16 protein-coding genes are annotated in these 24,959 nt (G+C 73.0%); 5 read left to right on the plus strand and 11 right to left on the minus strand.

The annotated features are described in order from the left end of the window. Window positions 1-13: 13 nt before the first annotated feature. The 8 genes from alaS to ElP_RS37730 form a co-directional block, all read right to left on the minus strand. On the minus strand, window positions 14-2,620 hold the full coding sequence (gene alaS, locus ElP_RS08140; protein WP_145268205.1) for an alanine--tRNA ligase: 2,607 nt from the start codon (window positions 2,618-2,620) through the stop codon (window positions 14-16). A 210-nt stretch (window positions 2,621-2,830) separates the two neighbouring features. After that, a complete protein-coding gene (locus ElP_RS08145) occupies window positions 2,831-4,375 on the minus strand; it encodes a S1C family serine protease (RefSeq protein WP_145268207.1) in 1,545 nt (514 codons plus the stop codon). 154 nt (window positions 4,376-4,529) lie between these two features. Beyond that, complete coding sequence (gene recA / locus ElP_RS08150; RefSeq protein WP_145268209.1) at window positions 4,530-5,654, minus strand: recombinase RecA; 1,125 nt, start codon at window positions 5,652-5,654, stop codon at window positions 4,530-4,532. Between the two features lie 80 nt (window positions 5,655-5,734). After that, complete coding sequence (gene thpR, locus ElP_RS08155; RefSeq protein WP_145268211.1) at window positions 5,735-6,322, minus strand: RNA 2',3'-cyclic phosphodiesterase; 588 nt, start codon at window positions 6,320-6,322, stop codon at window positions 5,735-5,737. Window positions 6,323-6,348: 26 nt separating this feature from the next. Beyond that, a complete protein-coding gene (locus ElP_RS08160) occupies window positions 6,349-7,326 on the minus strand; it encodes a carbohydrate kinase family protein (protein WP_145268213.1) in 978 nt (325 codons plus the stop codon). 42 nt (window positions 7,327-7,368) lie between these two features. Further along, complete coding sequence (locus ElP_RS08165; protein WP_145268216.1) at window positions 7,369-7,818, minus strand: hypothetical protein; 450 nt, start codon at window positions 7,816-7,818, stop codon at window positions 7,369-7,371. Between the two features lie 40 nt (window positions 7,819-7,858). After that, window positions 7,859-9,409, minus strand: coding sequence for a glutamate--tRNA ligase (gene gltX, locus ElP_RS08170; protein ID WP_145268218.1), 1,551 nt, complete (start codon window positions 9,407-9,409; stop codon window positions 7,859-7,861). Between the two features lie 157 nt (window positions 9,410-9,566). Continuing rightward, window positions 9,567-9,920 (minus strand): hypothetical protein, encoded by a 354-nt coding sequence (locus ElP_RS37730; RefSeq protein ID WP_197447148.1) that lies wholly within the window; start codon window positions 9,918-9,920, stop codon window positions 9,567-9,569. A gap of 233 nt (window positions 9,921-10,153) precedes the next feature. Here ElP_RS37730 and ElP_RS08180 point away from each other — a divergent pair, with 233 nt between their 5' ends. Continuing rightward, a complete protein-coding gene (locus ElP_RS08180; protein WP_145268220.1) occupies window positions 10,154-11,113 on the plus strand; it encodes a GGDEF domain-containing protein in 960 nt (319 codons plus the stop codon). 14 nt (window positions 11,114-11,127) lie between these two features. Here the strand turns inward: ElP_RS08180 and mnmA are convergent, their stop codons facing one another. From mnmA to selB, 3 genes are all read right to left on the minus strand, one after another. Beyond that, entirely contained in the window at window positions 11,128-12,216 is a 1,089-nt protein-coding gene (gene mnmA, locus ElP_RS08185) for a tRNA 2-thiouridine(34) synthase MnmA (RefSeq protein WP_145268221.1), read from the minus strand. An 88-nt stretch (window positions 12,217-12,304) separates the two neighbouring features. Beyond that, a complete protein-coding gene (gene selA / locus ElP_RS08190) occupies window positions 12,305-13,711 on the minus strand; it encodes an L-seryl-tRNA(Sec) selenium transferase (protein WP_197446812.1) in 1,407 nt (468 codons plus the stop codon). Next, a complete protein-coding gene (gene selB, locus ElP_RS08195; RefSeq protein WP_197446813.1) occupies window positions 13,698-15,647 on the minus strand; it encodes a selenocysteine-specific translation elongation factor in 1,950 nt (649 codons plus the stop codon). The genes selA and selB overlap by 14 nt, the downstream gene beginning before the upstream one ends. A 581-nt stretch (window positions 15,648-16,228) precedes the next feature. On the opposite strand from selB, the gene ElP_RS08200 reads away from it, so the two are divergent. From ElP_RS08200 to ElP_RS08215, 4 genes are all read left to right on the plus strand, one after another. Next, the gene (locus ElP_RS08200) at window positions 16,229-17,905 is read left to right on the plus strand and encodes an MraY family glycosyltransferase (RefSeq protein WP_145268227.1); all 1,677 of its coding nucleotides are present in this window, start codon (window positions 16,229-16,231) and stop codon (window positions 17,903-17,905) included. Between the two features lie 30 nt (window positions 17,906-17,935). Further along, complete coding sequence (locus ElP_RS08205; RefSeq protein WP_145268229.1) at window positions 17,936-20,215, plus strand: polysaccharide biosynthesis tyrosine autokinase; 2,280 nt, start codon at window positions 17,936-17,938, stop codon at window positions 20,213-20,215. 70 nt (window positions 20,216-20,285) lie between these two features. Continuing rightward, a complete protein-coding gene (locus tag ElP_RS08210) occupies window positions 20,286-21,851 on the plus strand; it encodes an O-antigen ligase family protein (protein WP_145268231.1) in 1,566 nt (521 codons plus the stop codon). A 75-nt stretch (window positions 21,852-21,926) separates the two neighbouring features. Then, complete coding sequence (locus tag ElP_RS08215; RefSeq protein WP_145268233.1) at window positions 21,927-24,956, plus strand: FHA domain-containing protein; 3,030 nt, start codon at window positions 21,927-21,929, stop codon at window positions 24,954-24,956. Window positions 24,957-24,959 lie beyond the last annotated feature (3 nt).

Raw genomic sequence — 24,959 nt, forward strand, 5'->3', positions numbered from 1 at the left:
CGATCGAAAAGGATCAGCCCTCAAGCGCCTCCCGGGCGACCTGGAGCGCCTTCTCCAGCGCCTGGGGGATCTGGTCGGGCTTCTTGCCGCCGGCCTGGGCGAAGTCCGGCTTGCCGCCGCCCCCGCCGCCGACCACCGGGGCGACCTGTTTCAGCCAGTTGCCCGCGTGCAGACCGCGAGCGACGAGATCCGGCGTCAGCCCCGCGGCGAGGACGACCTTGCCGTCGGCCTCGGTGATGAGCAGGGCGGCCAGGCCCGTCTCGGCCTTGCGGCGGGCGACGTCGATGAGCTGCCGGAGCTCGTCCGGCTGGACGCCGGGGACGGCGACCGCCACCACCTTCGCCCCTCCGACCTCCCGGGCCCCTCCCATCAACTCGTCGGCCGAGACCTTCGGGGCCTCCCGACGCTGGGCGGCCTGCTTCTTCAGGACCTTGACCTCGTCGAGCAGTGCGGCGACCCGGTCGGCGGCCTGCTGGGGGGGGACCTTCAACGCCGAGGCGACGGCACCCAGCGCGTCTTCCTCCTGGCGGATGTAGTCGTAGGCCGCCCGCCCGGTCAACGCCGTCACGCGGCGGGTCCCGGCGGAGACGGACTCCTCGCCGACGACCTTGAACAGGCCGATCCGGCCGACGCTCTCCAGGTGGGTGCCGCCGCAGAGCTCCCGGGAGAACTCGCCCATCTCGACGACGCGGACCACCTCCGGGTACTTCTCGCCGAAGAGGGCCATCGCCCCGAGCTGCCTGGCCTCCTCCAGCGGCATCGTCCGCCAGCGGATCGGCTCGCCGAGGAGGATGCGGTCGTTGACCGTCTCCTCGATCAGCCGGAGCCGGTCCCGGCCCACGGCCTCGGGATTGGAGAAGTCGAATCGGAGTCGGTCGGGCTCGACCTTCGACCCGGCCTGCTGGGCGTGCTTGCCCAGGTGCGTGTGCAGGGCGTGGTGCAGGACGTGCGTGGCCGAGTGCGCCCGGCGGATCGCCTCGCGGCGTGCGGCGTCGACCCTCGCCACCACCCGGGCGTTGACCGTGACCGTCCCCTCGTCGACCCGGCCGACGTGGAGGATGAAGCCCCGGTCGCGCTGGGTGTCCTCGACGTGGAAGCGGAAGCCGTCCCCCTCGATGAGGCCGACGTCGCCGACCTGGCCGCCGGACTCGCCGTAGAAGGGGGAGCGGTCGAGCACCAGGGCGACGGGGTCGCCGTTGCCGGCCGTCTCCCGGTCGACCAGGCGCTTCTGGGCGACGATGCCGATGACGGTGGCCTCGGCCTCGGTCGCCTCGTAGCCGAGGAAGACGCTCCCCTCGTGGTGCTCCTGCTTCAACGCGTCCAGCGGGCCGGTCGAGAAGACGGCGGCGGCGGAATCCTGGCCGGAGGTCTTCGCGTGCTCGTCGCGCTCGGCCTCGAATTCGCCCCGGTCGACCGAGAGGTCCTGCTCGGCGGCGAGGCTCTCGGTCATCTCAATCGGGAAGCCGTAGGTCGAATGCAGCTTGAACGCCTCGACGCCGGAGATCACGTCCGAGCCGGCCGCCTTGGTCTTGCGGACGGTGTCGTTGTAGAGCTTCAGGCCCGTCTCGATCCCCCGGAAGAACTGCTCCTCCTCCTCCTTCACCACGGTCCGGATCCGGGGGACGCTGTCGACCAGCTCCGGGTACGGCCGCTTCATCACCTCGGCCACCGCCGGGATCAGCTCGAACAGGTAGGGCTCCCGGCGGCCCATCAGGTAGGCGTCGAGCACGGCGCGTCGGAGCAGGCGGCGGACGACGTAGCCCTGCTCCTTCGGGCCGGGCTGGACGTTCTCGAAGATCGTGAACGTGAGGGCCCGGGCGTGGTCGGCGGCCCGTCGGATGCGGACGCCGTCGAGCGTCTCCGCCTCGTACTTCTTGCCGAGCACGTCCTCGACCGCGCCCACCAGCGGCACGAAGATGTCGATCTCGAAGTTGGTCTTCACCCCCTGCAGGCAGGAGGCGGCGCGTTCCAGTCCCATGCCGGTATCGATATTCTTGCTCGGCAGGGGTTCGAGCTGATTGGGGCCGACGCGGTTGAACTGGGTGAAGACGAGGTTCCAGATCTCCACCTCCCGGCCGTCGTCGTAGTGGTAGAAGATCTCCGAGCAGGGGCCGCAGACGCCGTCCGGCCCGTGGGTGGGGGCGCCGGCGGGCCAGAAGTTGTCGTCCTCGCCCATCCGGGTGATCCGGTCGGCCGGGATCTTCACCTCCTTGTGCCAGATGTCATACGCCTCGTCGTCGTCGAGGTAGACGGTGATCGTCAGGCGGTCGGCCGGGATCCTCAGGGTCTTCGTGAGGAACTCCCAGGCCCAGTGGATCGCCTCCCGCTTGAAGTAGTCGCCGAAGGAGAAGTTGCCGAGCATCTCGAAGAACGTCATGTGCCGGCCGGTCTTGCCGACGTTCTCGATGTCCCCGGTCCGGATGCACTTCTGGCAGGTGGTGGCGCGCCTGAAATTCGGGTCGCCCAGGCCCATGAACTCGCGCTTGAACTGGTTCATGCCGGCCGGGGTGAACAGGACGGTCTCGTCGTCCCGGGGGGCGAGCACGTCGCTGGCCCGCCGCTCGCAGCCCTTGGAGGCGAAGAAGTCGAGGTACGCTTCGCGGAGTTCGTCGGTGGTCATCGGGATCGGGACTCTGGGCCGGTTCCGGCGGGATTCGGGTGAGGGCGGGGATCGATCGGTCGCGCGACGACCGACGCCGCGCAAGCCCCGAAGTCGCCGCCGGGGTCGACGCCGACGGCGGCGACGGATGAGACCAGGATACCCGAAGCCGGCCCTCGGGAGCAGCGTCGGCCCGGGAGGATCGGGGCCGCCCGGGTCGGGCCGAATCGCTCAGCCCGCCTCGTCGATGTCGTCGCCGTCGCCGCCGTCGCCGTCGATGGCGTCGCCGCCTTCGGCCGGCGTGTCGGGGGGGACGGTGATCGTCCCCCGGTCGGTGCCGAGCCGGACGGGCCGGCCCGACCGGCCCCCGGCGGCTTCCCGGAACTCCCCGGGGGTGCGGACGGGAGTGCCGTCGACGCTGGAGATGATCGTGCCGGCCCGGAGGCCCGCCCCCTCGGCCCTCGAGCCCGGGACGACCTCGAGCACGCCGACGCCGCCGCGGGCCATCGCCTCCAACGCATCCAGGCCGGGGCCGACCACGCTGGAGTAATCGACCCGGGCCCCTCGCCACGGTGCGGGCCGGTTCGAGGCGATCACCTCACCCTCGACCGGGAACTTCGAGAGCGTCACCTCCTTCTCCAGCGACCGGCCGTCCCGGCGGATCAGCAGCCCGATTGGCTCGCCGACCGGGGAGGCGTTGACCGCCCGGATCAGGCTGTCGAAGTCGGTGATCGGCAGCCCGCTGACCTCGACGATCTCGTCCCCCCGCACCAGGCCGCCCTCGCCGGCCGGGGTGCCGGGCTGGACCTCGTCGACGAGGTTCGAGGGATTCTGGAGCCGGATGCCGAGGAAGCCGTACTCCACCTCCTCGCCCTCGATCAGCGACCGGAGCACGCGGAGGCCGAGCGTGTCCATCGGGATCGCGTAACCGGCCCTCGGGTCGTAGCCGACGGCATTGGCCGAGGCGGTCGTGATCGCCACGAGTTCCCCCCGGAGATTCACCACCGCCCCGCCGCTCATCCCCAGGTTCAGCTTCGAGTCGAGTTGGAAGAGGGTGGAATAGTGCTGCAACTGCCTGGGGGACGCCGCGCCGAAGTCCTCGGGGGGCGGGGCGACCAGCCGACGGGCCGTGTTGGCGAGGATCCCGAAGCTGGCCGAGGCCTGGCCGTCCCTCGACGCGTTGTGCGCATTCCCCAGGGCCACCAGGAACGAGCCGGGCCGCAGGCCCGAGGCGTCGCCGATGGCGATCGGCTTCAGGCCGGGGGCGCCGGGGATCTCGGCCAGGGGGGCGACCGGGGCGACCACGGCGAGGTCGCTCCGGGGGTCGGCGGCGAGGATTTCCGCCTCGATCGGCTCCAGGCCCGGGGCCCGGATCAGGAGTCGGGCGGCGCCGATCACGACGTGATAGGCGGTCAGGATCCGCCCACCGTCCCCCACCACCACGCCCGATCCGAAGTCGAAGGACGGGTAGTCGGGGCTCTCGGGCCCGCCGACCTGGAAGCCGAAGCCGCCGTCGATGATGATCGCGCCGTTGGGGTTGCCGGGGGGCCGGGCGTCCTCCCGGCCCCGCACGGCCAGGGTCCGGCCGTCGTCCGACTTGATCCGGTCGATCGTCACGACCGAGGGCCGGGCCGAGTCGATCGCGTCGGTCACCGCCGACTCCAGGGCGGAGACGACGTCGATCGGCCGGGGGGGGGGCGTCCGCTCGTCGTCGACCGGGCCGACGGGGCCGCAGCAGAGGGCGAGGAGCAGAGGGGCGATCGGGTGGCTCATCATGCGGCCTGCGATCCGGGTCGGCGGGGGGACGTCTCCGGGAGGGGGCCGGCGTCGGGGACCGGCCGGTCGACCTATTGTCCCCGCCCGGCCCCGGCCCGACAAGACGAGGGCCGGGCCGCCTGGATTGGCGGGCGACCCCGGCCCGTCCGGCCGGTCAGGCCTCCTCCTCGAACGACTCGTCCTCCTCCTCGTCGGCCACCTCACCGTTGCTGCCGACCGGGGCGAAGTCCACCTCACCGACGCTCCGCTTGGCCAGGATCTTGGCGGCGATCTCGTCGGCGAGGGCAGGGTTATCCCGGAAGAACGCCTTGGCGTTCTCCCGACCCTGGCCGAGCCGGGTGTCGCCGTAGTTGAACCACGAGCCCGACTTCTCGACGATCTTGTCGGCGATCGCCAGGTCCATCAGGTCTCCCTCCCGACTGATGCCGTGGTCGTACATCATGTCGAACTCGCAGACCCGGAAGGGCGGGGCGACCTTGTTCTTGACGATCTTGACCTTCACCCGGCTGCCGACCACGTCCTCGCCGTCCTTGACCGCGCCGATCCGCCTCACGTCGATCCGGCACGAGCTGTAGAACTTCAGGGCCCGGCCGCCCGGGGTCGTCTCAGGGCTGCCGAACATCACGCCGATCTTCTCCCGGATCTGGTTGATGAAGATCAGGACGCACTTCGACCGCGAGACCGCCCCCGTCAGCTTCCGCAGCGCCTGGCTCATCAGTCGGGCCTGCACGCCGACGAAGCTGTCGCCGATCTCCCCCTCGATCTCGGCCCTGGGCACCAGGGCGGCGACCGAGTCGATGACGATGATGTCCAGGGCGTTGGACATCACCAGCATCTCGGCCACCTGCAGCGCCTCCTCGGCGGAGCTGGGCTGGTTGATCAGCAGGTTCTCGATATCCACGCCCAGCTTCTTGCACCAGGCGGGGTCCAGCGCGTGCTCTGCGTCGATGACGGCCGCCACGCCCCCCAGGCGCTGGGCGCTGCCGATCGCGTGCAGGGCGATGGTCGTCTTGCCGCTCGACTCCGGCCCGAACAGCTCGATGATCCGACCCCGGGGCAGCCCCCGGCCGCCGAGGGCCAGGTCCAGCGACAGCGCCCCGGTCGAGATCCCCTCGATGTTAAGGTGACTCTGCGACCCGAGCTTCATGATCGCGCCGGCGCCGAAGGTCTTCTCGATCTGGCTCAGGGTCGTGTTCAACGCCTTCTGCTCGGCCGACGCCGAGGCCGGCGCCTTCGAATCCGTCGCCGCCGCCGCACTCGCACTGGACTTCCGGGCCACGGCATCGCCTCCCTCGGGTCCGCTTCGGGCATCGTTCCTGTACGCAAGCACACTAGTCTACCGCACGAAAGGGGGCGCAGTCAAGCCGAGGATCCGATCAGCGGCGAGGGCCGCAGCACGGAGTAGACGGGCCCGTCCCGGGTCAGGACCGAGGCGACCGTCTCCACCGTCCCGATCGGCAGGGGGCCGGCCAGCCAGGCCCGGTGGGCCTCGCAGGCCGGTCGGGCGTCCGGGCCGGGCCCCCGGCCGGCCTTCGACCGGGCGACGGTGACGTGGGGGTGGAACCGGAGGTCGTCCGGCGGATGTCCGACGGACCGGGCGGCCCGGAGGACCTCCCGATGCAATTCGTCGAGCCTCGGCAGCGCCTCCCCGGCGATCCCGGCCCAGAGGACCCGGGCCCGGGCGGGATTGGGGAAGGCGCCAAGCCCGCCGACCACCAGTTCGAACGGGGGGAGGGGGGCGACAGCGGCCGAGACGGCGTCGCAGAGACGGTCGAGGTCGCCGGTCGGTACGTCGCCGAGGAAGGCGAGCGTGAGGTGGAGTTGCCGTGAGGCGGTCAGGCGCAGGCCGGGGAACTCGCCGCGGAGCGACTCCTGGAGCCGCTCGACGGCGAGTCGGGTCTGCTCGGGCAGGGGAACGGCGATGAACGTGCGGGTCGTCCCGGCCATCGCTCGCCTCGCTCCGATCGGGTGGGTCAGGCCGAGACGGCGGAGCCGTCGAGCAGCGCGTCGACCTCGTCCGACGGGCCGAAGTTGGCCCGGTAGCGCTCGACGAACTGCTCGATGGAGTAGCCGTGCTCCTGGGGCCCCATGTGTTCGACCGCGTGGACGGCCGTCAGGGCGGCGATCCGGCCTGCGGTCTCCCAGGAGAAGCCCCGGGCCATTCCGGTGATCAACCCGGCCCGGAAGGCGTCGCCGGCCCCGGTGGGGTCCACCACCTTCTCGGGCTTGGCGGCGGGGATGTCGTAGGTCGTTCCCTCGGCCACGATGGTGGCGCCGGCCTCCCCCCGGGTGATGACGGTGATCGGAACCCGGCTGTGCAGCTCCTTCTCCGCCACGCCGAGCTTCTCGGCCATCATGCCGAACTCGTAGTCGTTGCCGATGAGGACCTTGGCCCCCTTGCAGCCCTCCTCGAACTCCTCCTTGGACAGGCGGGGGAGCTGCATCGTGGGGTCGTAGAGGTAGGGGATGCCCCGCTCGGTGCACTCGGCGGCGTACCGGGCCATCGCCTCCGGCGAGTTCGGGGCGATGACGACCAGGTCCCGGGTGGTTGCGCCGAACTCCAGCGGGGAGACGGACGCCGCGTGGGACATCGCCCCGGGGTAGAAGGCGGTGATCTGGTTGTCCTGCAGGTCGTTGTTGATGAAGCAGGACGAGGTGAATTCCCCGGAGATGGCCCGGACCCCCTCCAGGTCGACGCCGTGCCGCTCCAGCCACTGGCGGTACTCGCCGAAGTCCTCGCCGACGGCGCCGACGAGCTTGGGACGGTTGCCCAGCAGGGCAAGGTTGTAGGCGATGTTCGCCCCGGTGCCGCCCCGCTGCCGCTTCAGGGAGTCGACCAGGAAGGACACGCTCAGCACGTGCATCTTCTCCGGGAGGATGTGCTCCCGGAACTTCCCGGGGAAGACCATGATGTAGTCGTAGGCGATCGACCCGGTGACGAACGTTCGCATGGGTTCTCGATTCCCTTTCTCAGGATCGTTCGGGGTGGGATGTCAGAAGGGGGACGGCAACGCGAGGGGGGTCCGCTTCCGGAGGAAGGCCTTGAATCGGGCAGAGGCCGAGGGGTCGTCCTCGTTGTAATCCGAGACCTCGCCGTCGGGCAGCAGGACGACCACGAACCGGAGCCCCTCGCCTCGGAGGCGTTTCCCCTCGAACGAGGGCAGCTCCAGGGACCGGGGCAGGTCGCCATCGTCCCGGTAGCGGAGGATCAGCGGCGACGAGCCCGAGGCGAGGACGTCCAGCTCCACCCGCCCGCCGTCGACCAAGGGGGAGACCGGGATCTGCCGCCCGAGCGTCCCGACGGCCAGTGAGCCGACCCGCTGCCCCGTCCGGTTCTCGACGACGACCTCGACCCGGGGGCCCCGCATGGACCTCAGGCCCAGCTCCAGGGCGATCAGGGCGGCGGCGAGGGCGAAGATCGCGATCCGGAGGCGCCTCGACATCGGATGCCTCGTGGCCTGGGGCCGATCCCGCCGCTCGACCTCACGTCGAGGCCTCGGCGAGCATCTGCCTGGTCTGGGAGATCCGCCGGATGCAGGACTCCCGGCCGAGGATGACCAGGCAATCGTAGAGGCCGGGGCCGACGCCCTGGCCGGTCGTCGCCACACGGACGGCGTTGACGACCTTGCCGACCCCCTCCCCCTTGGACTCGGCGTACGCCTTGATCCGCTCCTCCAGCGTCTCCAGGTCGAACGGCTCGACCTCGCCGAGCAGGGCCTCGACGTCGGCCAGGATCTCGGGCACCCCTTCCTTCTTCAGCCGCTTCTTAACGGCATCGGGGTCGTAGGTCAGCTCCTCGGTGAAGAAGTAGCGGCCGAGCTTGACGATGTCGGAGGCCACCTTGAGCCGGTCGCCCAACGCCTCGATCACCGCCCGGAACCGCGGGGCCTCCTCCCCGGGGACCTCGGCGGGCTCCCGGAGGAAGGGGAGGATCTCCTGGTCCTCGGCCGAGGGTGGGTCCTCCGTGCGGTCCTTGCGGCGCCTGGCGTAGGCCGCCCACTCGTCGGCGTGCGTGACGTAGGGGGCGGTCAGCGCGAGCTTGCGGTCGAGGCCCGCCGCCTTCATCCACTCCCCCTCGATCCAGAAGAGCTTGTCCGGGTCGTGGCTGGCGGGGGAGCTGTTCACGCGATCGAGCGTGAACTTCTCGATCAGCTCGGCCCGGGAGAAGATCTCGCTTGTCTCGTCGTAGCTCCAGCCGAGCCGGGCGAGGTAGTTCATCATCCCCTCGGGCAGGTACCCGTCGTTGATGAACTCGTGCAGGCCCACCGCCCCGTCCCGCTTCGACAGCTTCTTCTTCGAGCCGGGCGCGGCCACGTAGGGCACGTGGGCGAAGGTCGGCAGCGTGTAGCCGAGCGCCTCGAAGATCAACAGCTGCGGGAAGGTGTTGGTCAGGTGCTCCTCGGCCCGGACGACGTGGGAGATCCGCATCGACGCGTCGTCGACCACCGAGGCGAAGTTGTAGAGCGGGGAGCCGTCGGGGCGGACGATCACGAAGTCCGACACCTCCTCGGTCCGCATCTCGACGGGCCCCTTGATCTCGTCCTGCAGGACCAGCGTCCTGCCCTGGGGCACCTCGAAGCGGAGGGCGAAGGGCTTCCCCTCGGCCTCGTACCGGGCTTGCTGCTCGTCGGTCAGCGGCTTGCGGCGGAAGCGATAGGCCCGCTTCTCGGCCTCGGCGGCGGCCTTGTCGGCGGCGCGCTCGGACTCGGTCGAGTAGTCCCGGTAGGCGACCCCGGCGGCGACCAGCGTCTCCGCGGCCTCGCGATAGAGGTCCCCGCGCTCCGACTGGTAGTACGGCCCGTGGGGGCCCCCCACGCCGGGGCCCTCGTCCCAGTCCATGCCCATCCAGCGGAATCCGTCGAGGATCAGCCCGACGGCGCGCTCGACGTGCCGCTGCTGGTCGGTGTCGTCGATCCGGAGGATGAACCGGCCGCCGTGGTGCCGGGCGAGCAGCCAGTTGAACAGGGCCGTGCGGACGCCTCCGATGTGGAGGAACCCGGTCGGGCTGGGGGCGAATCGGGTCCGGACGCTCATGGACGGGCGGCTGCTCGCGGGTGTCAGGCCGGGGAGGGGCGTCGTCGACGCGACGAGGGCCGGGCACCACCATAGAACCCGGGGCTTCGCCTTGTCAACCGACGCCGATCGCCGGGGGACGGCCGCCCGCCCCCCCGCCCCCGGGGTCCGACGCCGATCAGCGGAGCGACAGGCCCGCGGGCTCGGGCCCGGCCAGGGCGTGCTCCTCGGCCTCCATCGGCTTGCGATAGCCGAGGCTCAGGAGGACCTCCAGCACCTCGCTCCAGGTCGGGAACATCCGGCCGCTCCGCCGCTTGTACTCCTGCATCGCCCGGAGGAACTCCATCTCCTCGGGGGAGTAGTCCCGGTCCGTGGTGGTCGGGTCGACGTTCCGGCGACGGCCGCTGGCGTGGCTCGCCTGGGCGGCACGCCGGGCCTTGTCGGAGGCCCTGGCGCGGGTCCATGCGACATCGACCCCGGCTTTCGGGTCCGCGGTGGTCGCGGGGATGCCGCGCGTCATCTCCTGGTACATGGATCATCCCTCTTCGATGCGAATCGATGCGAATGGGACCCGCTCCGGGCCCGGTTGTCTCGGAGACCCCCGCCCGGCGGGCCGATGGGCCGGGCCCCCGGCTCGTCGCCGATCGACCCCGGCCCGCCCCGCGGGTATCCTCAATGGCGACCATACGACCCCGGGACCTCGAAGGCACCGCCCCCACCCCGTTTCCCCCGAGGGCCCGGGTTCCCGGCGAACCCGAGACGCCGATGGACGACCTCGACTCCCAGGGCGGACCCGTCCACCCGATCGCCGGGCCGATCGTCTCCCGGTTCCTGGCCGGGTCGTGCGGCGGCGTCATCGCCCGGCTCGACGCCGACGGGATCGTCCTCGAAGCGGGCGATCGCCTCGCCTCCCGGATGCCCGACCCGGGCCCGGTCCCGCTGGCCGAATTGATGACCGGGCCGTCCGCCCGGCGGTGGCGGTCGCTGATCGATCGGCTCCGGCCGGGCGGCCGCCCCCGGCCGATCCGGCTGCGGATCCGGGGCGGGGGGCCGACCCTCCGCCTGATCGGCCTGGCCCATCGGGAGCCCGACGGCCGGCTCTGGCTGCTGGCGATGCCCGAGGTCGACGCCGATGCCCTCGGCTCCGCCCGGGAACTGGCCCGGGAACTGTCCCTGCTGAAGCGGCATCTCGCGCGCTCCGATCGCATGGGCCGCCTGGTCGAGAAGGCCCGCCGCGAGGCCCGGACCGATCCGCTGACCGGCCTGGCCAACCGGCGACAGGGGATCCGATGGCTGAAGCAGGCGGCCCGCGAAGGCCGGCTTCAGCCGACGAGGAGTTGCTGTTGCATCGTGGTCGACCTCGACGAATTCAAGGCGATCAACGACACCTTCGGCCACCCCGAGGGGGACCGGGTGCTCCGGGCCGCCGCCCGGACCCTCGGCGAGCAGATCCGGCCGGTCGACAGAATCTTCCGCTTCGGGGGCGAGGAATTCGTGGTGCTGCTACCCGAGACGGGCCTCGACGGCGGCCGGGCCGTCGCCGATCGATTGCGGGTCGCCCTCTCCGGCCGGCCGCTCGGGCCGCTCGACGGGTCCCTGACCGCCAGCTTCGGCGTCGCCTGCCTCAGGGCAGGAGAGTCGGCCGCTTCGCTTTTCAAGCGTGCCGATCTGGCATTGGTACGCGCAAAGAATTTGGGTCGTGACCGGGTCGAGGTCGAACCCTGACGCGGGCGTTGACCTCACGCAACATCGGGCCCGATCGCCCGGTCGATCCAGCCCCCGCCCAGCAGCGCCTCCCCTTCGTACACGGCGACGATCTGCCCCGGGGTGACGGCCGGCTGGGGCTCCTCGAACCGTACGACGGCCCGGTCCCCCTCCGCCGGCTCGACGACCGCCGAGACCGCCCGGTGCCTCGCCCGGATCTGGGCGAGGCAGGGGATCGGCCCCGCCGGCCTCGGGATCTGCCAGTTGAACCGGCTCGCCTCCAGGCCCGGCCGTTCCAGCGACTCCCGGCTCCCGACCGTCACCGTCCTGGTCGTCGGCTCGATGCCCACGACGTATCGGGGCTCACCGAAGGCGATCCCCAGCCCCTTCCGCTGGCCGATCGTGAACGCCTCGATCCCCCCATGCTCGCCGACCTTCGACCCCTGCTCGTCCACGATCGCCCCCGGCTCGCTCGACCCGGGACGACGTCGTCGGACGAACCCCAGGTAATCGTCGTCGGGGATGAAGCAGATCTCCTGGCTGTCCTGCTTGTCGTGGACCGGCAGGGCCAGCTCCCGGGCCATCTCCCGGATCTCGGCCTTGGTGGAGCCGCCGACAGGAAGGAGCACGTGGGGGAGCAGCTCCCGACGCAGGCCGGACAGGACGTACGACTGGTCCTTGCCCGGGTCGACGGCCCGTCGGATCCGGGGGTACTCCCCGCCGTCGGCGCCGATCCGGGCGTGGTGCCCGGTGGCGACGAAGTCGGCCCCGACCTGCTTCCCGTAGGCCCAGAGCTTGCCGAACTTCAGCCAGACGTTGCAGAGGACGCAGGGGTTGGGGGTCCGCCCGGCGAGGTACTCGTCGGCGAAGTCGTCCATGATCCGGCCGAAGTCGCGCTCGAAGTCGAGGGCGAAGAAGGGGATGTCCAACCGGTCGGCGACCTTCTGGGCGTCGATCGCATCGGTGGCGCTGCAGCAGGTCTTGGCCCGGCGCTCGGGCTGGTCGACATGCGCCCCGGTCCTCATGAAGAGGCCGATCACGTCATACCCGTCTCGCTTGAGCAGATGAGCGGCCACCGAGCTGTCCACGCCGCCGCTCATCGCCAGCACCACCCGACGCGCCATGATCCCCTCGCTCCCCCGATCGGCCCGATCCCGACTTCCCACCGAACGGTGGTATCCTAGGCGGTCTCCTCCCCTTCGGGCAAGGCGATCAGCCCCGGACGACGGCCCCGATCGCCCCCGCGATGCGGTCGTCGTCCTCCTCGAAGACCGCCCTCAGGTCGAACCAGAGGGCCCCCGCCTGCACCCGGCAGACGACACCCGGCTCTCCCTCCCGGAGGGCCCGGCTCGCCTCCGATGCCCCAGGACACCGGCCCGGCAAGGGCGGTTCGATGCGGACCGAAACCGACGGGATCGCCTCGCCCGGCGCGCTGCCCCCGCCGACGTAGGAAACCGAGTCGGCCGACGCCGCCCCCAGTCCGAACTCCTCCCGCAACCGATCCGACAGCCGATCGGCCCGGCCCCGGAGCGATTCGACCGGCGTCGCAAGGAAGGCCCAGAGCGGGATCGATCGGCTCGCCCGAGACGGGTCGAGGGCGATCCGGAGCGTCGCCTCCAGCGCCGCCAGGGTCATCTTGTCGACCCGGAGGGCCCGCATGAGCGGGTCGGCCTCGATTCGGCGGATGACCGCCTCCCGGCCGATCAACAGCCCGCATTGCGGCCCGCCGAGCAGCTTGTCGCCGGAGCAAAGCACAAGGTCGGCCCCGGCCTGCACGCCTTCGAGCACCGTCGGTTCCTCAACCACGACCGGCGGGCGACCGGGGCCGAGGGCCCCGGATCCGACGTCGTCGATCGTCAGGACCCCCCGGGATCGGCCGAGCGCGGCCAGCTCCGAGATCCCGACCGACTCCGTGAAGCCGACGATCCGGTAGTTGCTCGGATGGACCCGGAGCAGGGCGGCCGTGTCGGGGCCGATGGCCCGCTCGTAGTCCGAGAGCCTCGTCCTGTTCGTGGTGCCGACCTCCCGGAGCCGGGCGCCCGACGCCTCGAAGACCTCCGGCAGCCGGTAGCTGCCGCCGATCTCGACCAGCTGCCCCCGGGAGACGACCACCTCCCGGCCCGTCGCCAGGGCCCGGAGCGCGAGCATCGTGGCCCCGGCGTTGTTGTTGACGACCGTCGCCGCCTCGGCACCGGTCAGGCGTCGGATCAGCCCGGCGACCCCGTCCGCCCGACGACCCCGATGCCCCGACTCCAGGTCGAACTCCAGGTTGCAATACCCCGACGCCACCCGGGCGACCGCCTCGACCGCCTCCCTCGCCAGAGGCGCCCGGCCGAGCCCGGTGTGCAGCAGGATGCCGGTGGCGTTGATGACCGGCCGCAGGATCGGCCGGTCGGAGGCGAGGCGATCGGCGGCCGACCTCGCCAGCGCCCCCGGGTCGACCTCGATCGCCTCCCCCCGGGCGATCCGGGACCGGGCGTCATCCAGGGTCGACCGGACGGCCGAGAGGACCGCGTCCCGGCCGAGCCGGTCGATCGATCCCGCCAGCGGGCCCGAGGCGAGCAGCTCGTTGACCGGCGGTAAGCGGCGGAACGGGGAGGGGTCGTCACGGTCGGGCATCGTCGGCCCCCGAGGCTGCGGGGCCGAGGCGTCGGAGGTCCCCGTCCCGGAGGGTGAGGCCGACGCGGTCGAGGTATTCGCCGATCGGCACGGCATACTTGCGGCTGGTCCGGAGCAGGTCCCGGAGGTCGGCCATCGTCATCGTCGAGCCCTCGGAGGAGAGGCGTCCGACCACCCGTCGGCGCAGCTCCGCGTCGGCCTCGGGGTCGAGGTAGAGCGCCCTCGGCTCGACCGGGGCGAGGTGCCCTTCCTCGGCCAGCAGGTCGAGCAGCTCGGGGACGATCGCCGCCCGCTGCCCGGCATTCTCCGCCAGTTCCGAGGCGAGCGGGGGGGCGAATCCGGCCCCCCGGTGGGCCTCCAGCAGCTCGTTCTTCAGGCGACGCTCGGCCTGGGTCAGTTGCGGCTGGTATCCGGCGATCGACACCGTCCGATCCGTCGCCGAGAGGCGTCGGGCGGCGTCCAGGCGGTCGATCAGGGCGGCCACGAGGGACTCGCTCCTCAGGTCGGACAGCTCCCCCAGCACGCTCGACCGCCGGACCCCGGAGAGCCTCGGGTTCCTCCGATGCAATCGTTCGACCGCCCGGACCACCCGGTCCTCCAGCTCGGCCAGGTAGGCGCGGGTCAGGCGGACCGACCGGCGGGGTCCGGTGGGCAGGTCGACCAGCTCGCCCGCCTCCCGGGCCTCCGAGACGATCCGCCCGACCTCGCCCGGCGAGAGGCCGGCGTCCCGGGCGAGGTCGTGGTCGGTCCAGGGCTCGAGCCGATAGGACGAGAGGGCGGCCCCGGCCCGTTCGATCGGGGCGTCGCTCGACAGTCGGACGAGCCGGCCCCGGCCGTCGAGGTCCCGGCGCCGGATCCGGGCGGCGACCGGCTGGAGGATCCGGCCGCCGCCGAGGGTCCAGGGGGGGCTCTCCTCCCGGATCACGAACGGCTGGCCGTGCTCGGCGACGACCCGCTCGGAGAGGAACAATTGGACAAGCCCCTCCGACCCCGGGGCCAGCTCCGGGCCGTCGAACACGACCACCGACGCGGCCACCTCCGCCGTCCCCAGGTGGACCCGATACCGGCCCCGGTGGCGGATCGGCCGGGGGGCGTCCGTCGACGCCCGGACCGAGGCCGAGAGGACCGTCGACGGCCTCAGGAACCCGGGGGAGGCCAGCTCCTGTCCCCTGCGGATCTCGGTGTGGTGCACCCCCGCCAGGTTGATCGCCGCCCGGGATCCCCGGGCGATCCGGTCGGCCGCCCGGTCGTGGCGGTGCAGGCCCCGGACCCGGACCGGTCGGCCCTCGGGGAGCCAGTCCACCTCGTCACCCACGGCCACCGACCCGGACACGACCGTGCCCGTGACCACCGTGCCGTGCCCGGCCACGGTGAAGCAGCGGTCGATCGCCATCCGGAACGGCCGGTCCTCCTCGGCCCGATCCGGCAGGGCGAGCACGGCGTCGGCCAGGGCGGCCCGGAGGGCGTCGATCCCCTCGCCGGTCGCCGAGGAGGTCCGGAGGATCGGGGCCCCTTCCAGGAACGTCCCGGCGACGAGCGCCCGGACGTCTTCCGAGACGAGGTCCAGCCAGTCCGGGGCGGCGAGGTCGCACTTGGTCAACGCCACCAGGCCGGAACGGAGGCCGAGCAGGCGGAGGATCTCCAGGTGCTCCCGGGTCTGGGGCATCACCGAGTCGTCGGCGGCGACGACGAGCAGGGCGAGGTCGAACCCCGTGGCCCCGGCCAGCATGTTGCGGATGAACCGCTCGTGCCCGGGCACGTCGACCAAGCCGAGCCGGGCGCCTCCCAGGTCGAGCGCGGCGAAGCCCAGGTCGATCGTGATCCCGCGCTGCTTCTCGGCCGGGAGCCGATCGGTGTCGACCCCGGTCAGGGCGCGGACCAGCGCCGTCTTGCCGTGGTCGATGTGTCCGGCGGTGCCGAGGATGAGGTCGCGCACGATTCGGTCGTCGCCCCGGGTGAGTTCGTCCCCCCGCCACCATAGCGGACGCGGGGCGGGGCAGGAAGCGGGCCATCGCCCTCGGATCCGAAGGCCGGGGGGCGCGGGGCGGGGCCGGTCGGCCCCGCGCGACTCCCCCGCGTCCCCCCGGCCGGGGGCCGTCCCGTTCCGCCCGGATCCGCTCTTGACCCGCCCCGCGGGCGAGGGCATACTACGGCCGCTCGATCGACCGGCCGGCAAGGATGCTCATCAGGGAATGATCGCAGCACCCTCGCCCCGGATCGGGCCACCTCGCCCCCGGACGACACCCTCAGCGCGACATCAGGGAAGGAGCACGCTGACCATGAATGCGACCCACCGGAACGGCCGAACCGCCCCCCGACGTTGACCGGGCCCCCGGGTCGGCCTCGTGCCGACCCGCCCCGGATCGACGGGGAGCCCCGGCCGAGTGCGGCCCCCTCGCCGTTGTACCGGATCAAAGGATTCGCTTTCGAGCACGGATGCGAGCGAGTCGAGCCGCGCCCCCGGCGGGCGAAGGGACGGCTCCGCGCGTCCGGGCCGGATGGAGCTGGTGCCGGTCCATGACGCCCGATTCCTACCTACTCGTCTTCGCGCTGTCGTTCCTCGGCTGCGTGCTGGCCACGCCGATCGTCACCCGACTGGCCGTCCTGGCCGGGGCGATCGACCGCCCGGACCAGTTCCGCCGCATCCACAAGGGGGCGACCCCCAGATTGGGGGGCCTGGGCCTGGCCGTGGGGCTGGCCTCGGGCCTGGTGCCCCTGGTCCTCGGCGGCCTGATGCCGGACTGGCCGGGCCTGGGGGCCTGGGCCGACTCGCTCCCCTGGATCGGCCTGGCGGCCGGCGTCGTCCTGTCGCTGGGGGTGGTCGACGACACGATCGGGGTCGGCCCCCGGGCCAAGCTCGTCGTCCAGGGGGTCGCGGTCCTGCTGCTCTATGCCGGCGGCATCCGGATCGAGTCGGTCGAGATCCTCGGCCTGGAACTCTCGCTGAGCCTGCCGATGTCGTTCGTCCTGCCGGGACGCGGGGGGGAGTGGCTCATCGACCTGCCGAGCGTGGCGATCACCCTGCTCTGGTTCCTCGGCTGCATGAACATCTGGAACCTGATCGACGGCATGGACGGGCTCGCCTCCGGCGTCGGCCTGCTCGTGGCCGGCACGCTGATGCTGGTGGCCGTCGCGCTGGCCAACTACGGGTCGGCCCTGATGGGGGCGGCGCTCGCCGGCGGCCTCGCCGGCTTCCTGCTCTACAACTGGCACCCGGCCTGCATCTTCCTGGGGGACAGCGGCAGCCTGCTGATCGGCATGCTGATCGGCGTGATCGGCATCCAGGGCTCGCTCAAGGGGACGATGGCCGTCTCGATCCTGCTGCCGATCCTGGCGATGGGGCTGCCGATCTCCGACACGGCCCTGGCCATCTTCCGGCGCTGGGTCCGCAACCTCCCGCTCACGGCCGCCGACCGCAGGCACGTCCACCACGTCCTGATCGGCCTGGGGCTGAACCCGAGGCAGGCGGCGGCGATGCTCTACAGCTTCACGGCGTTCCTCTGCGGGGTGGTCCTGCTGGGGGTGGCGATGCGGAGCGACGTGCTCGCCCTGATCCTGGGCAGCTCCGGCTGCTCGGCGTTCGTGCTGATCCTCTACAGCCGCCGCAACGAGCTGGCCGAGCTGCGGCAGGACCTGGCCTCCCGGATGGTCCGGGGCGGCCAGGAGCGCCGGGCCGCCAAGGCGACCTGGGAGGCGATCCAGCGGGTCGAGCTGGCCCCGGACGCGACACGGGTGCTGGGCATCCTCGCCGAGACGGCCGAGGCCCTCGGCTGCACCGCCTGCCGGCTGGCCTTCCGGGGGCAGGGGATCGCGGCCGAGCGGCTGGACCTCGGCCGATGGCCCCGGGACGGCGTCGACCTCGTGTCGGGGCCGACGGCCAACCTCCGACTCTTCGGGGCCGGCGACGCGCTGCTCACCGTGGACCTCCACCTCTGCGACCGCTCGGACCTCGCGTCCGACATCGCCTTCCGCTTCCTCCAGCGCCTCTCGTTGGCCAGCAGCGAGCGCCTCGGCCGCCTGGCGGCCGACGGGGCGCTCGGGCGTCCCGCCGGGTCGGAGCCCGGCGAGGAGGACGACGCGGAGTCGAGGGGCGGCACCCTGGTGCTCTCCCCGACCCCCGCCGGGCTGGCGAGCGGCTGGCCCGAGCCGGCCGGGGCCCCCGGCCGCTCCTCCCGGACCCCCGACACCGACTGACCGCGACGACCCCCAGGAAGGGCGTGATTCATGGAGCGGACCATCCTCCCCTACGGCGGCCTCCCCGCCCACCCGAGCGACCGGGCCCCCGCCCCGGGCGGCCCCCCGACCCTCTCGGTGCACGCCGGCCACCCGACCGGCTTCGGGCACGCCCCGGGCCACCCCCAGGGGCAGGGCAAGGGGGCGGGCGACTACCTCCGCGCCCTGCGTCGCCGGTTCTGGCTGCTCACGCTCGTCACCGGCCTTCTGGCGACCATCGGCACGGTGGCCGTCCTGAAGCTGAAGCCGGTCTACCGGGCGTCGGCCCAGATCGAGGTCATGCCGCCGCAGTTCGACTCGATCCTCGCTAGCCTGCTCGCCGACGAGGAGATCAACCTCAACGCCATGCGCGCCGAGCAGTACGAGGCGAACCTGCTGGCCAGGCTCCGCAACCCCCAAATCGTCCGGATCGCCCTGAAAAACCCCCGGATCGGCCCGCCGATCAGGTCGGAGGAGGACCCGGCGATCGAGCTGATCAAGGAGCTGAAGACCAACCAGCTCCCCCGGACCTCGGTCTACGACATCCACCTGGAAGGGGACGACCCCTACCGGGTCTCGACGATCCTCAACGTCTGGCTCGAGGAGTACGAGCGGGCGGCCGAGTCGGAGGTTACTGACAAGATCGACAACTCCCGGATCGCCGCCGAGAACAACGTCAAGAAGATGTACGACGAGCTGGACCGGATCAACCGGGACATCGGCGAGATGATGGCCCAGTCCCCGAACCTCTCGCCCGACGGCACCAACCACCTGCACAAGCAGTATGAGTCGCTCGGCCTGGAGAAGCGGCAGAAGCAGATCAGCATCGACCAGCTCCAGCACCAGCTCTTCCTCGCCCGGATGTTCCCGAAGGAGCAGGCCCCGCACCTGGCCGTCGACCAGCGGGAGATGTCCCAACTGATGGAGGACCGCCGGGCCCTGGACCTGAAGATCGACCAGGTCACCCGGATCGTCCGCAACCCGAGGGACCCGGCGATCAACCGCCTGATGAACATGAAGGCGGACCTCGACGACCAGCTCCATGCCCTCCGGGACTCGACCGTTCAGGCCGCCTCCCCCCGGGGCGAGCCGGCCGAGGCCTACTTCTCGCAGTACCGCGAGGTGCTCACCGGCGAGCTGACCCGGATCACCGAGGAGGAGCAGGCCGTCATGCGGGACATCCAGCGGGGCGCCGCCGACCACAACCGGTTCAACACCAAGCTCGAGGAACGCCTCCGCACCGCCGAGGCCATCGCCTCGCTCCAGGCGAAGATCGACCAGTTCGAGGTCCTCTCCAAGACCCAGAACAAGCCGGTCGAGGTCGTCCAGCTCGCCACCGCCTCGACCAAGCCGGTGCGGCCGGGCTACACGATGTTGCTGGTGCTGGTCGGCCTGATGTCGATGGGATCGGGCCTCGGCCTGGTCTTCCTGCTGGAGCACCTCGACCACTCGGTCCGGGCCCCCGAGCAGTTGACGACCGGGCTGACCCTGCCGCTGCTGGGGGTCGTCCCCCACATGAGGCGGACCGCCCGGCTCCAGCGCGGCGGCCACCTCTGGACGGCCGGGGCCCCGATGTCGGCCGAAGCCGACGCCTACCGGAACCTGAGGGCGAGCCTCGTCGGCCTGACCTGCCCGCAGGGCAAGCCGGCCGTCACCCTGCTGGTCACCAGCTCCAAGGCCGGCGAGGGGAAGAGCACGACCGCCCTGAACCTGGCCGCCACCTGCGCCCGGTCCGGCGAGCGGACCCTGCTGCTGGAGGTCGACCTCCGGCGCCCCAGCCTCCGCCCCGTCTTCGACGAGGGGGACCACGACCTCGGCCTGGTCGACGTGCTCCGGGGGGAGATGCCCTGGCAGCGGACGGTGGTCCGGACCGACGAGCCGAACCTCGACTTCCTCCCCTCGGGTGACCCCTCGGGCGTGCCGGTCGAGGTGCTCGGCGCCCTGGAGATGAAGCAGCTCATCGCCGCCGTCTCCGGCCACTACGACCGGGTGATCCTGGACGGCCCGGCGATCCTCGGCCTGGCCGACTGCCGGATGCTCGGCCGGGTGGTCGACGCCGCCGTGCTGGTCGTCCGGGCCGGGGCGAACGACCTCCGCCCGGTGGTCCGGGCCCGGACGATGCTGGAGCAGTCCCGGGCGCCGATCGTCGGCGTGGTCTTCAACGGGCTCTGCGAGGACGTGAAGAACTGGTCCTGCGTCTCGGCCTACCTGGACGAGGAGGCCGAGGCCGACGCCCGGGCCCTCCCCGCCCGCCCGGGCCGGGCGGCCGGGGCGCTGGCCGCCGCCGACTGAGGCCGGCGGCCGGGCAGGCCGACCGACGGGCATCGACACGCACCGAACGGAATCGAACCGGAGACGCCCGGTGGGCACCTTCCGAACCCGCATCCTCGAATGGACCGACCGCCTCCAGGCCGCCCTGCTGGTGGCGATGCTCGTCGGCTCGGCCCTGGCCTTCGGCGGGGCGGTCTGGTGGTGGCGGCCGGTCGCGGCGGCCCTGGCCGTCGGCCTGGTCGTGCTCGGGTTCTCCCGGGTGGCGATCGAGGGCCGGGCCCGGATCCGGCTCAGCCCGCTGCCGATCCTCGGCGTGTTGGCCCTGGGCCTGGCGGCCGCGCAGCTCACGCCGGTGCCGTCGGGCCTGGCTCGTCGGCTCTCCCCGGAGTCCCGGTCCCTGCACTCCCGGGGGATCCTGACCGGCCTGGCCCTGCAGGACGACCGGGCGGCCGAGCTGCCCGAGGCGCTCGCCTCCCGGACCCCGACGACGGTCGACCGCTCGGCGACCCTCCGGTGGCTGTTCGACGCGAGCATCGGCCTGGTCGTCCTGGTCACCTCGGCCCGGTTCGCCCGGAGGCTGGGGCGCACGATGGTCATCTGGGGGAGCGTGGTCGCGGTCTTCGGGCTGATGACCGGGGTCGGCCTGGTCCAGTTGATCGGCGACGCGCCGGGCCTCTGGGGGTTCATCACCCCGGGCCGGGGGCCGAGCTGGGCGCCCTCGACCCTGGACCTGCTCGCCGCCCCCGGCGCCTCGGTGCTGCGGCCGCTGGCGGAGGAGGGGGGGGCGCTCGGGCCCTGGATGCTGGCCCGGCCGGATCGGCCGTTCTTCATCGGCGGGCTCCTGGGGGGCCCGGGGGCGTACCTGGCGATCGCCGCGCTGGGCCTGCCGCTGTCGCTGACGGTCCTGCTCCAGGTGCTCGCCCCGAGGGGGAGCCGGGAGCCGATGGCGGAGCGGATCGGCCGGGCGGGGCTCGGGCCCCTGGTGGTGCTGCTCGGGGTGGTGGTCCTGGTGGGGGCCGGGCTCGTCGGCGCCCTGGCCGGGCCGATGCTGGCCGTGCCGTTCGCCCTGGGACTGGCCCTCGCGGGCGTGCCGGGGGCCAGGGGGACGGGGCTCGGGTGGCTCGCGGTGGGGGTCACGCTGCTCGGCCTCACGGGGCTGGGGACCGGGGTGGCGATCCACCGGCTGGCGGGGCTCGGCGACGACCCGAAGCTCTCCCCGATCACCGCCGAGCCGGGCCGGGCCGCCGACCTCTGGCGGGGCTCGGTCGAGGTCGTCAAGGACTTCCCCCTGCTGGGCACCGGCCTGGGGACCTTCGGCCGGATCCACCCCTCGTACAAGTCGACCGACCCGAGCCCGACGACCGCCGGCAGCAGCGTGCTGCAATGGCTCGTCGAGTCGGGGATGGCCGGGGGGGCGATCCTGGCAGTCGCCGGGCTCTGGGGGCTGGGGAGGCTGGTCCGGGCCTGGCGACGGGTGGGATCGGCCGACCGGGCCCTGGCCTGCGGGCTGGTCGCCACGGCGGGCTGCTTCGTCGGGTTCGCGGCGGTGCACTGGGCGGTGGAGCTGCCCGCCGTCGCCCTGGCGGCCTGCGCCGTCTTCGGGACGATGGATCGCTGGCTCTCCGGCGGGACCGACCTGTTCGTCGAGGCCGCCTGAGTGGTAGGGTCGAGGACGGGCAGGATGTCCCGCGCCGGCGACGAGGCGATGCACCAGGGAGGAGGAGCCAACAGGATGCGAGACGAGGCCTTTCTGCACATCCGGTCCCGGGACGGGCGGGCGACCCGGATCGTCCCCCTGTCGGGGCCGAGCGTCCGGGTCGGCCGGGGCCGGTCGTGCGAGGTCCGGCTCGACGACCCGACCCTCGCCGAGGTCGAGTTCCTGCTCCGGCGCCGGGGGGACTCCTACCACCTGCAGCCGGTCCGGCCGGACTCCCGGCTGACCATCGACGGCCGCCCCGCCGACCGCCCCCGGCCGCTGGCCATGGGCACCACGCTCCGGCTCGCCGACCGCTGGCTCACCCTCCTGCCGACCGACGACGCGCCGGAACTCGACGGCAACGGACCCGACGCCCCCCCGGGCGAGGCCCCCGAGGCCTTCCCCCCCGGGGCGGAGTCGGGGGCGGAGGCCGAGCCGGACCCGGATCCCGACGAGCCCGAAGCCCTGGACGGCCGACGGGAGGAACTGGCCCGCTGGGAGTCCCGGCTCAAGCAGCGGGAACGCTGGCTCTCCGACCGCCTGCACGAGCGTCAGTGGGAGGCCCGATGGCGGGCCGCCGGGGCGTCGCTGAAGGCCCGAAGCCGGCCCGCCGACGCCGCCTCCCCCCGCCCCCGATCGGCCCCGAGGCCCGCCCCGATCCCGACCCCGACGGTCGCCCCCGGGCCGCCGATCCGCCCCCGGAGGGGGGTCGAGCCCGCCCCCTACGGGCCCCCGACCGCCCGGGTCGACCGACCCACGTCGGGCCTCCCGCCTGCCCCCGCCCCGGCGCCGCCCCCCCGGGCCGTCGTCCCCCCGATCGCCCGACCCGGACCGACCGCCCCCCGGCCCCGGTCCGAGTCCCCCGGCCCGGAGGGGCCGGGCCCCGTCCCCCGGGCCATCCGCCTGATCCCCAAGGTCGTCGAGGCCCCGACGCGTCGGCCCGGCCTCGCCTTGAGTTTCCCCCCCGAGGTCGTCGAGACGGTCATCGAGATCGACGAGAGCGACCCCGAGCCGGCCGACCAGCGGCCGGGGCCGGTCGACGCCGATCCGGAGGGCCCGGGATGCCTCGCCGAGGGGCTCGCGATCGACCCGGACCTCGCCGAATCCGTCGAGACCGACCGGGGTGTCGCCGAATCCGTCGAGACCGATCCGGGATCGGCCGAGGCCACCTCGATTCCGATCCCCGAGCCACCCGAACGGGGCAACGCGGAGGCGGAATGCCCCACCATCCCGGTCGCGATCGGGGCCTCGACCCTCGCCGTCGTCCCCTCCCCGGACCTCGATCCCGCCGTCGACTCGGGGTCCGGGCTCCCGGAGAGCCGGTCGGATGCCTCGGATGCCGAGGCCCCCGAGGTCTCGACGGGGTTGATGCCCTCGGGGGTCGGCGGCGAGCCGGTCGGCCTGGCGTCCGAGGCCGAGGCCGTCGAGACGAGGACCGGCCCCGAGGCCGTCGGCGGGGAGGCATCGGCGTGGCTCTCGGTGCCGATGCTCGGCCTGAACGACCTGGTCTCGTTCCTCAGCCGTTCGGCCCGGCCCGGCACGCAGGACGGTCCCCCGGCCGGGGGAGGCGAGGCCCGAGGCGGGCCGATCGAAGACGCCGTCGGGGCGGTCGAGACGGCCTCCCCGACAGGCCCGGAGGAGCCAAGCGAGGAGGCCGTCGTCCCGCATCAGGAAGTGAGGGACGAGGACGAGGTCGAGGACGAAGTCGAGCAGGAGCAGGAAGAGGCCACGGCCTGGGCAGCGGGCCCCGCCGAGGCGACGGGCACGGGTCCCTCGGGCGGTCCCTCGAACGATTGGCCTTCGGCGAACGCGATCCTCGGGGCCCGGCCCGGCCGGGGGCCAAGGCGGGCAGCGTCCCGGGCGAGGAAGGCGGCGAGCTTCCCCGAGCCGACCGGCCGGATCTCGCCGGACGAGTGGACCATCCCCGGGGGGGCCTGGCTCTGCATCCCGATGATGTTCGCCGCCCTGGCGGCGGGGGTGGTCGGGGTGAGGCTGGCCTGGACCTGGGCCGTGCTGGACCGGGAGTCGGGCCGGATCGCCGACCGGCTCGCCTCGGGCAAGCGGCCCGAGGCGGGGTCGATCGACCTGCTGCTGGAGCGGGAGCTGGAGCTGCCGATGGCCTCGTGGCGGAACAGCACCGCCGACGCGATGGTCGCCCGGGCGGCTCTGCTGGCCGGGCCGGGGCCGGGGGCGGACCCGGCCTCCCAGGAGCGGGCCGGCGGCCTGATCCACGCCGCCGGGGCCGCCTCCCCCAACCACCCGGGGTTGCGGTTCGCCCGGGCCTGGCGGGCGGTGCAGGAGCCGGGGGCCGACGCCCCGAGCCTGGCCGTCGGCCTGAGCCGGGACATCTGGCCGCTGGCCTGGTCCGGCCGAGCCCTGCTGGCGGCCGGGAAGCAGGACGAGGCGAGGCGGTGCTACCTGAAGGCCCTGGACCTGGCCTGCCGGGCCTCGCCGGACGAGTCCCCGGCGCCGGTCTTCCACGGGGAGCCCCAGGGCGGCCGCTTCGGCATGCCGCTGGAGGGGATCCTCGGCGTGGTCGTCTCGGACATGGCGGACCGGCCCGAATGGTCGTCGGGCGACTGGCTGGGGCTGATCCCCGACTCCTCGGTCGCCTGGCTGGTCGCCACCCGGGTGCTCCGGCAGCGGGGGGACGGCGAGGCCGACCGGGCCCTGGAGCGGGCGATCGCCCTGGCGGACTCGCCCGCGCCGGGGGGCTGCTCCGAGGCGATCCACCTGGCCGCCGTCGCCGAGGCGATGGCCCTGGACGGCCGGGTCGAGGAGGCGGTCGAGGGCTACCGCCGGGCGGTCGACCGGCTGACCGCGGCCGAGGAGTCGGCCCGGAGGCCCTGGCTGTTCAACCTGGCCGAGCTGCTCGGCCGGCTCGACGACCGGGACGGCGAGCGCGAGGCCCTGCTGGCGGCGATGACCACCGACCCGGACGACCCCGTCACGGCCGAGGCCATCCGGGCGCAGCTGCGCCGGGGGGTCGACCTGGTCGGAGCCGGCCCCGACGGCGGCACCGGCGGGGGCGGCGAGGGGGACCGACGCGACACCTTCGGAGAGTGAGGA

The sequence above is a fragment of the Tautonia plasticadhaerens genome, from assembly GCF_007752535.1.
Classification (GTDB): domain Bacteria; phylum Planctomycetota; class Planctomycetia; order Isosphaerales; family Isosphaeraceae; genus Tautonia; species Tautonia plasticadhaerens.

Bases quoted from the DNA above. Each gene is read 5' to 3' on its own strand.
- mnmA (WP_145268221.1), bottom strand. From the start codon at position 12,216: ATGGCGCGTCGGGTGGTGCTGGCGATGAGCGGCGGCGTGGACAGCTCG.
- ElP_RS08165 (WP_145268216.1), bottom strand. From the start codon at position 7,818: ATGTCGAGGCGCCTCCGGATCGCGATCTTCGCCCTCGCCGCCGCCCTG.
- selA (WP_197446812.1), bottom strand. From the start codon at position 13,711: ATGCCCGACCGTGACGACCCCTCCCCGTTCCGCCGCTTACCGCCGGTC.
- ElP_RS37730 (WP_197447148.1), bottom strand. From the start codon at position 9,920: ATGTACCAGGAGATGACGCGCGGCATCCCCGCGACCACCGCGGACCCG.
- ElP_RS08160 (WP_145268213.1), bottom strand. From the start codon at position 7,326: ATGCGAACGTTCGTCACCGGGTCGATCGCCTACGACTACATCATGGTC.
- alaS (WP_145268205.1), bottom strand. From the start codon at position 2,620: ATGACCACCGACGAACTCCGCGAAGCGTACCTCGACTTCTTCGCCTCC.
- thpR (WP_145268211.1), bottom strand. From the start codon at position 6,322: ATGGCCGGGACGACCCGCACGTTCATCGCCGTTCCCCTGCCCGAGCAG.
- ElP_RS08145 (WP_145268207.1), bottom strand. From the start codon at position 4,375: ATGATGAGCCACCCGATCGCCCCTCTGCTCCTCGCCCTCTGCTGCGGC.
- ElP_RS08205 (WP_145268229.1), top strand. From the start codon at position 17,936: ATGGAGCGGACCATCCTCCCCTACGGCGGCCTCCCCGCCCACCCGAGC.
- ElP_RS08215 (WP_145268233.1), top strand. From the start codon at position 21,927: ATGCGAGACGAGGCCTTTCTGCACATCCGGTCCCGGGACGGGCGGGCG.
- ElP_RS08200 (WP_145268227.1), top strand. From the start codon at position 16,229: ATGACGCCCGATTCCTACCTACTCGTCTTCGCGCTGTCGTTCCTCGGC.
- gltX (WP_145268218.1), bottom strand. From the start codon at position 9,409: ATGAGCGTCCGGACCCGATTCGCCCCCAGCCCGACCGGGTTCCTCCAC.
- ElP_RS08180 (WP_145268220.1), top strand. From the start codon at position 10,154: ATGGACGACCTCGACTCCCAGGGCGGACCCGTCCACCCGATCGCCGGG.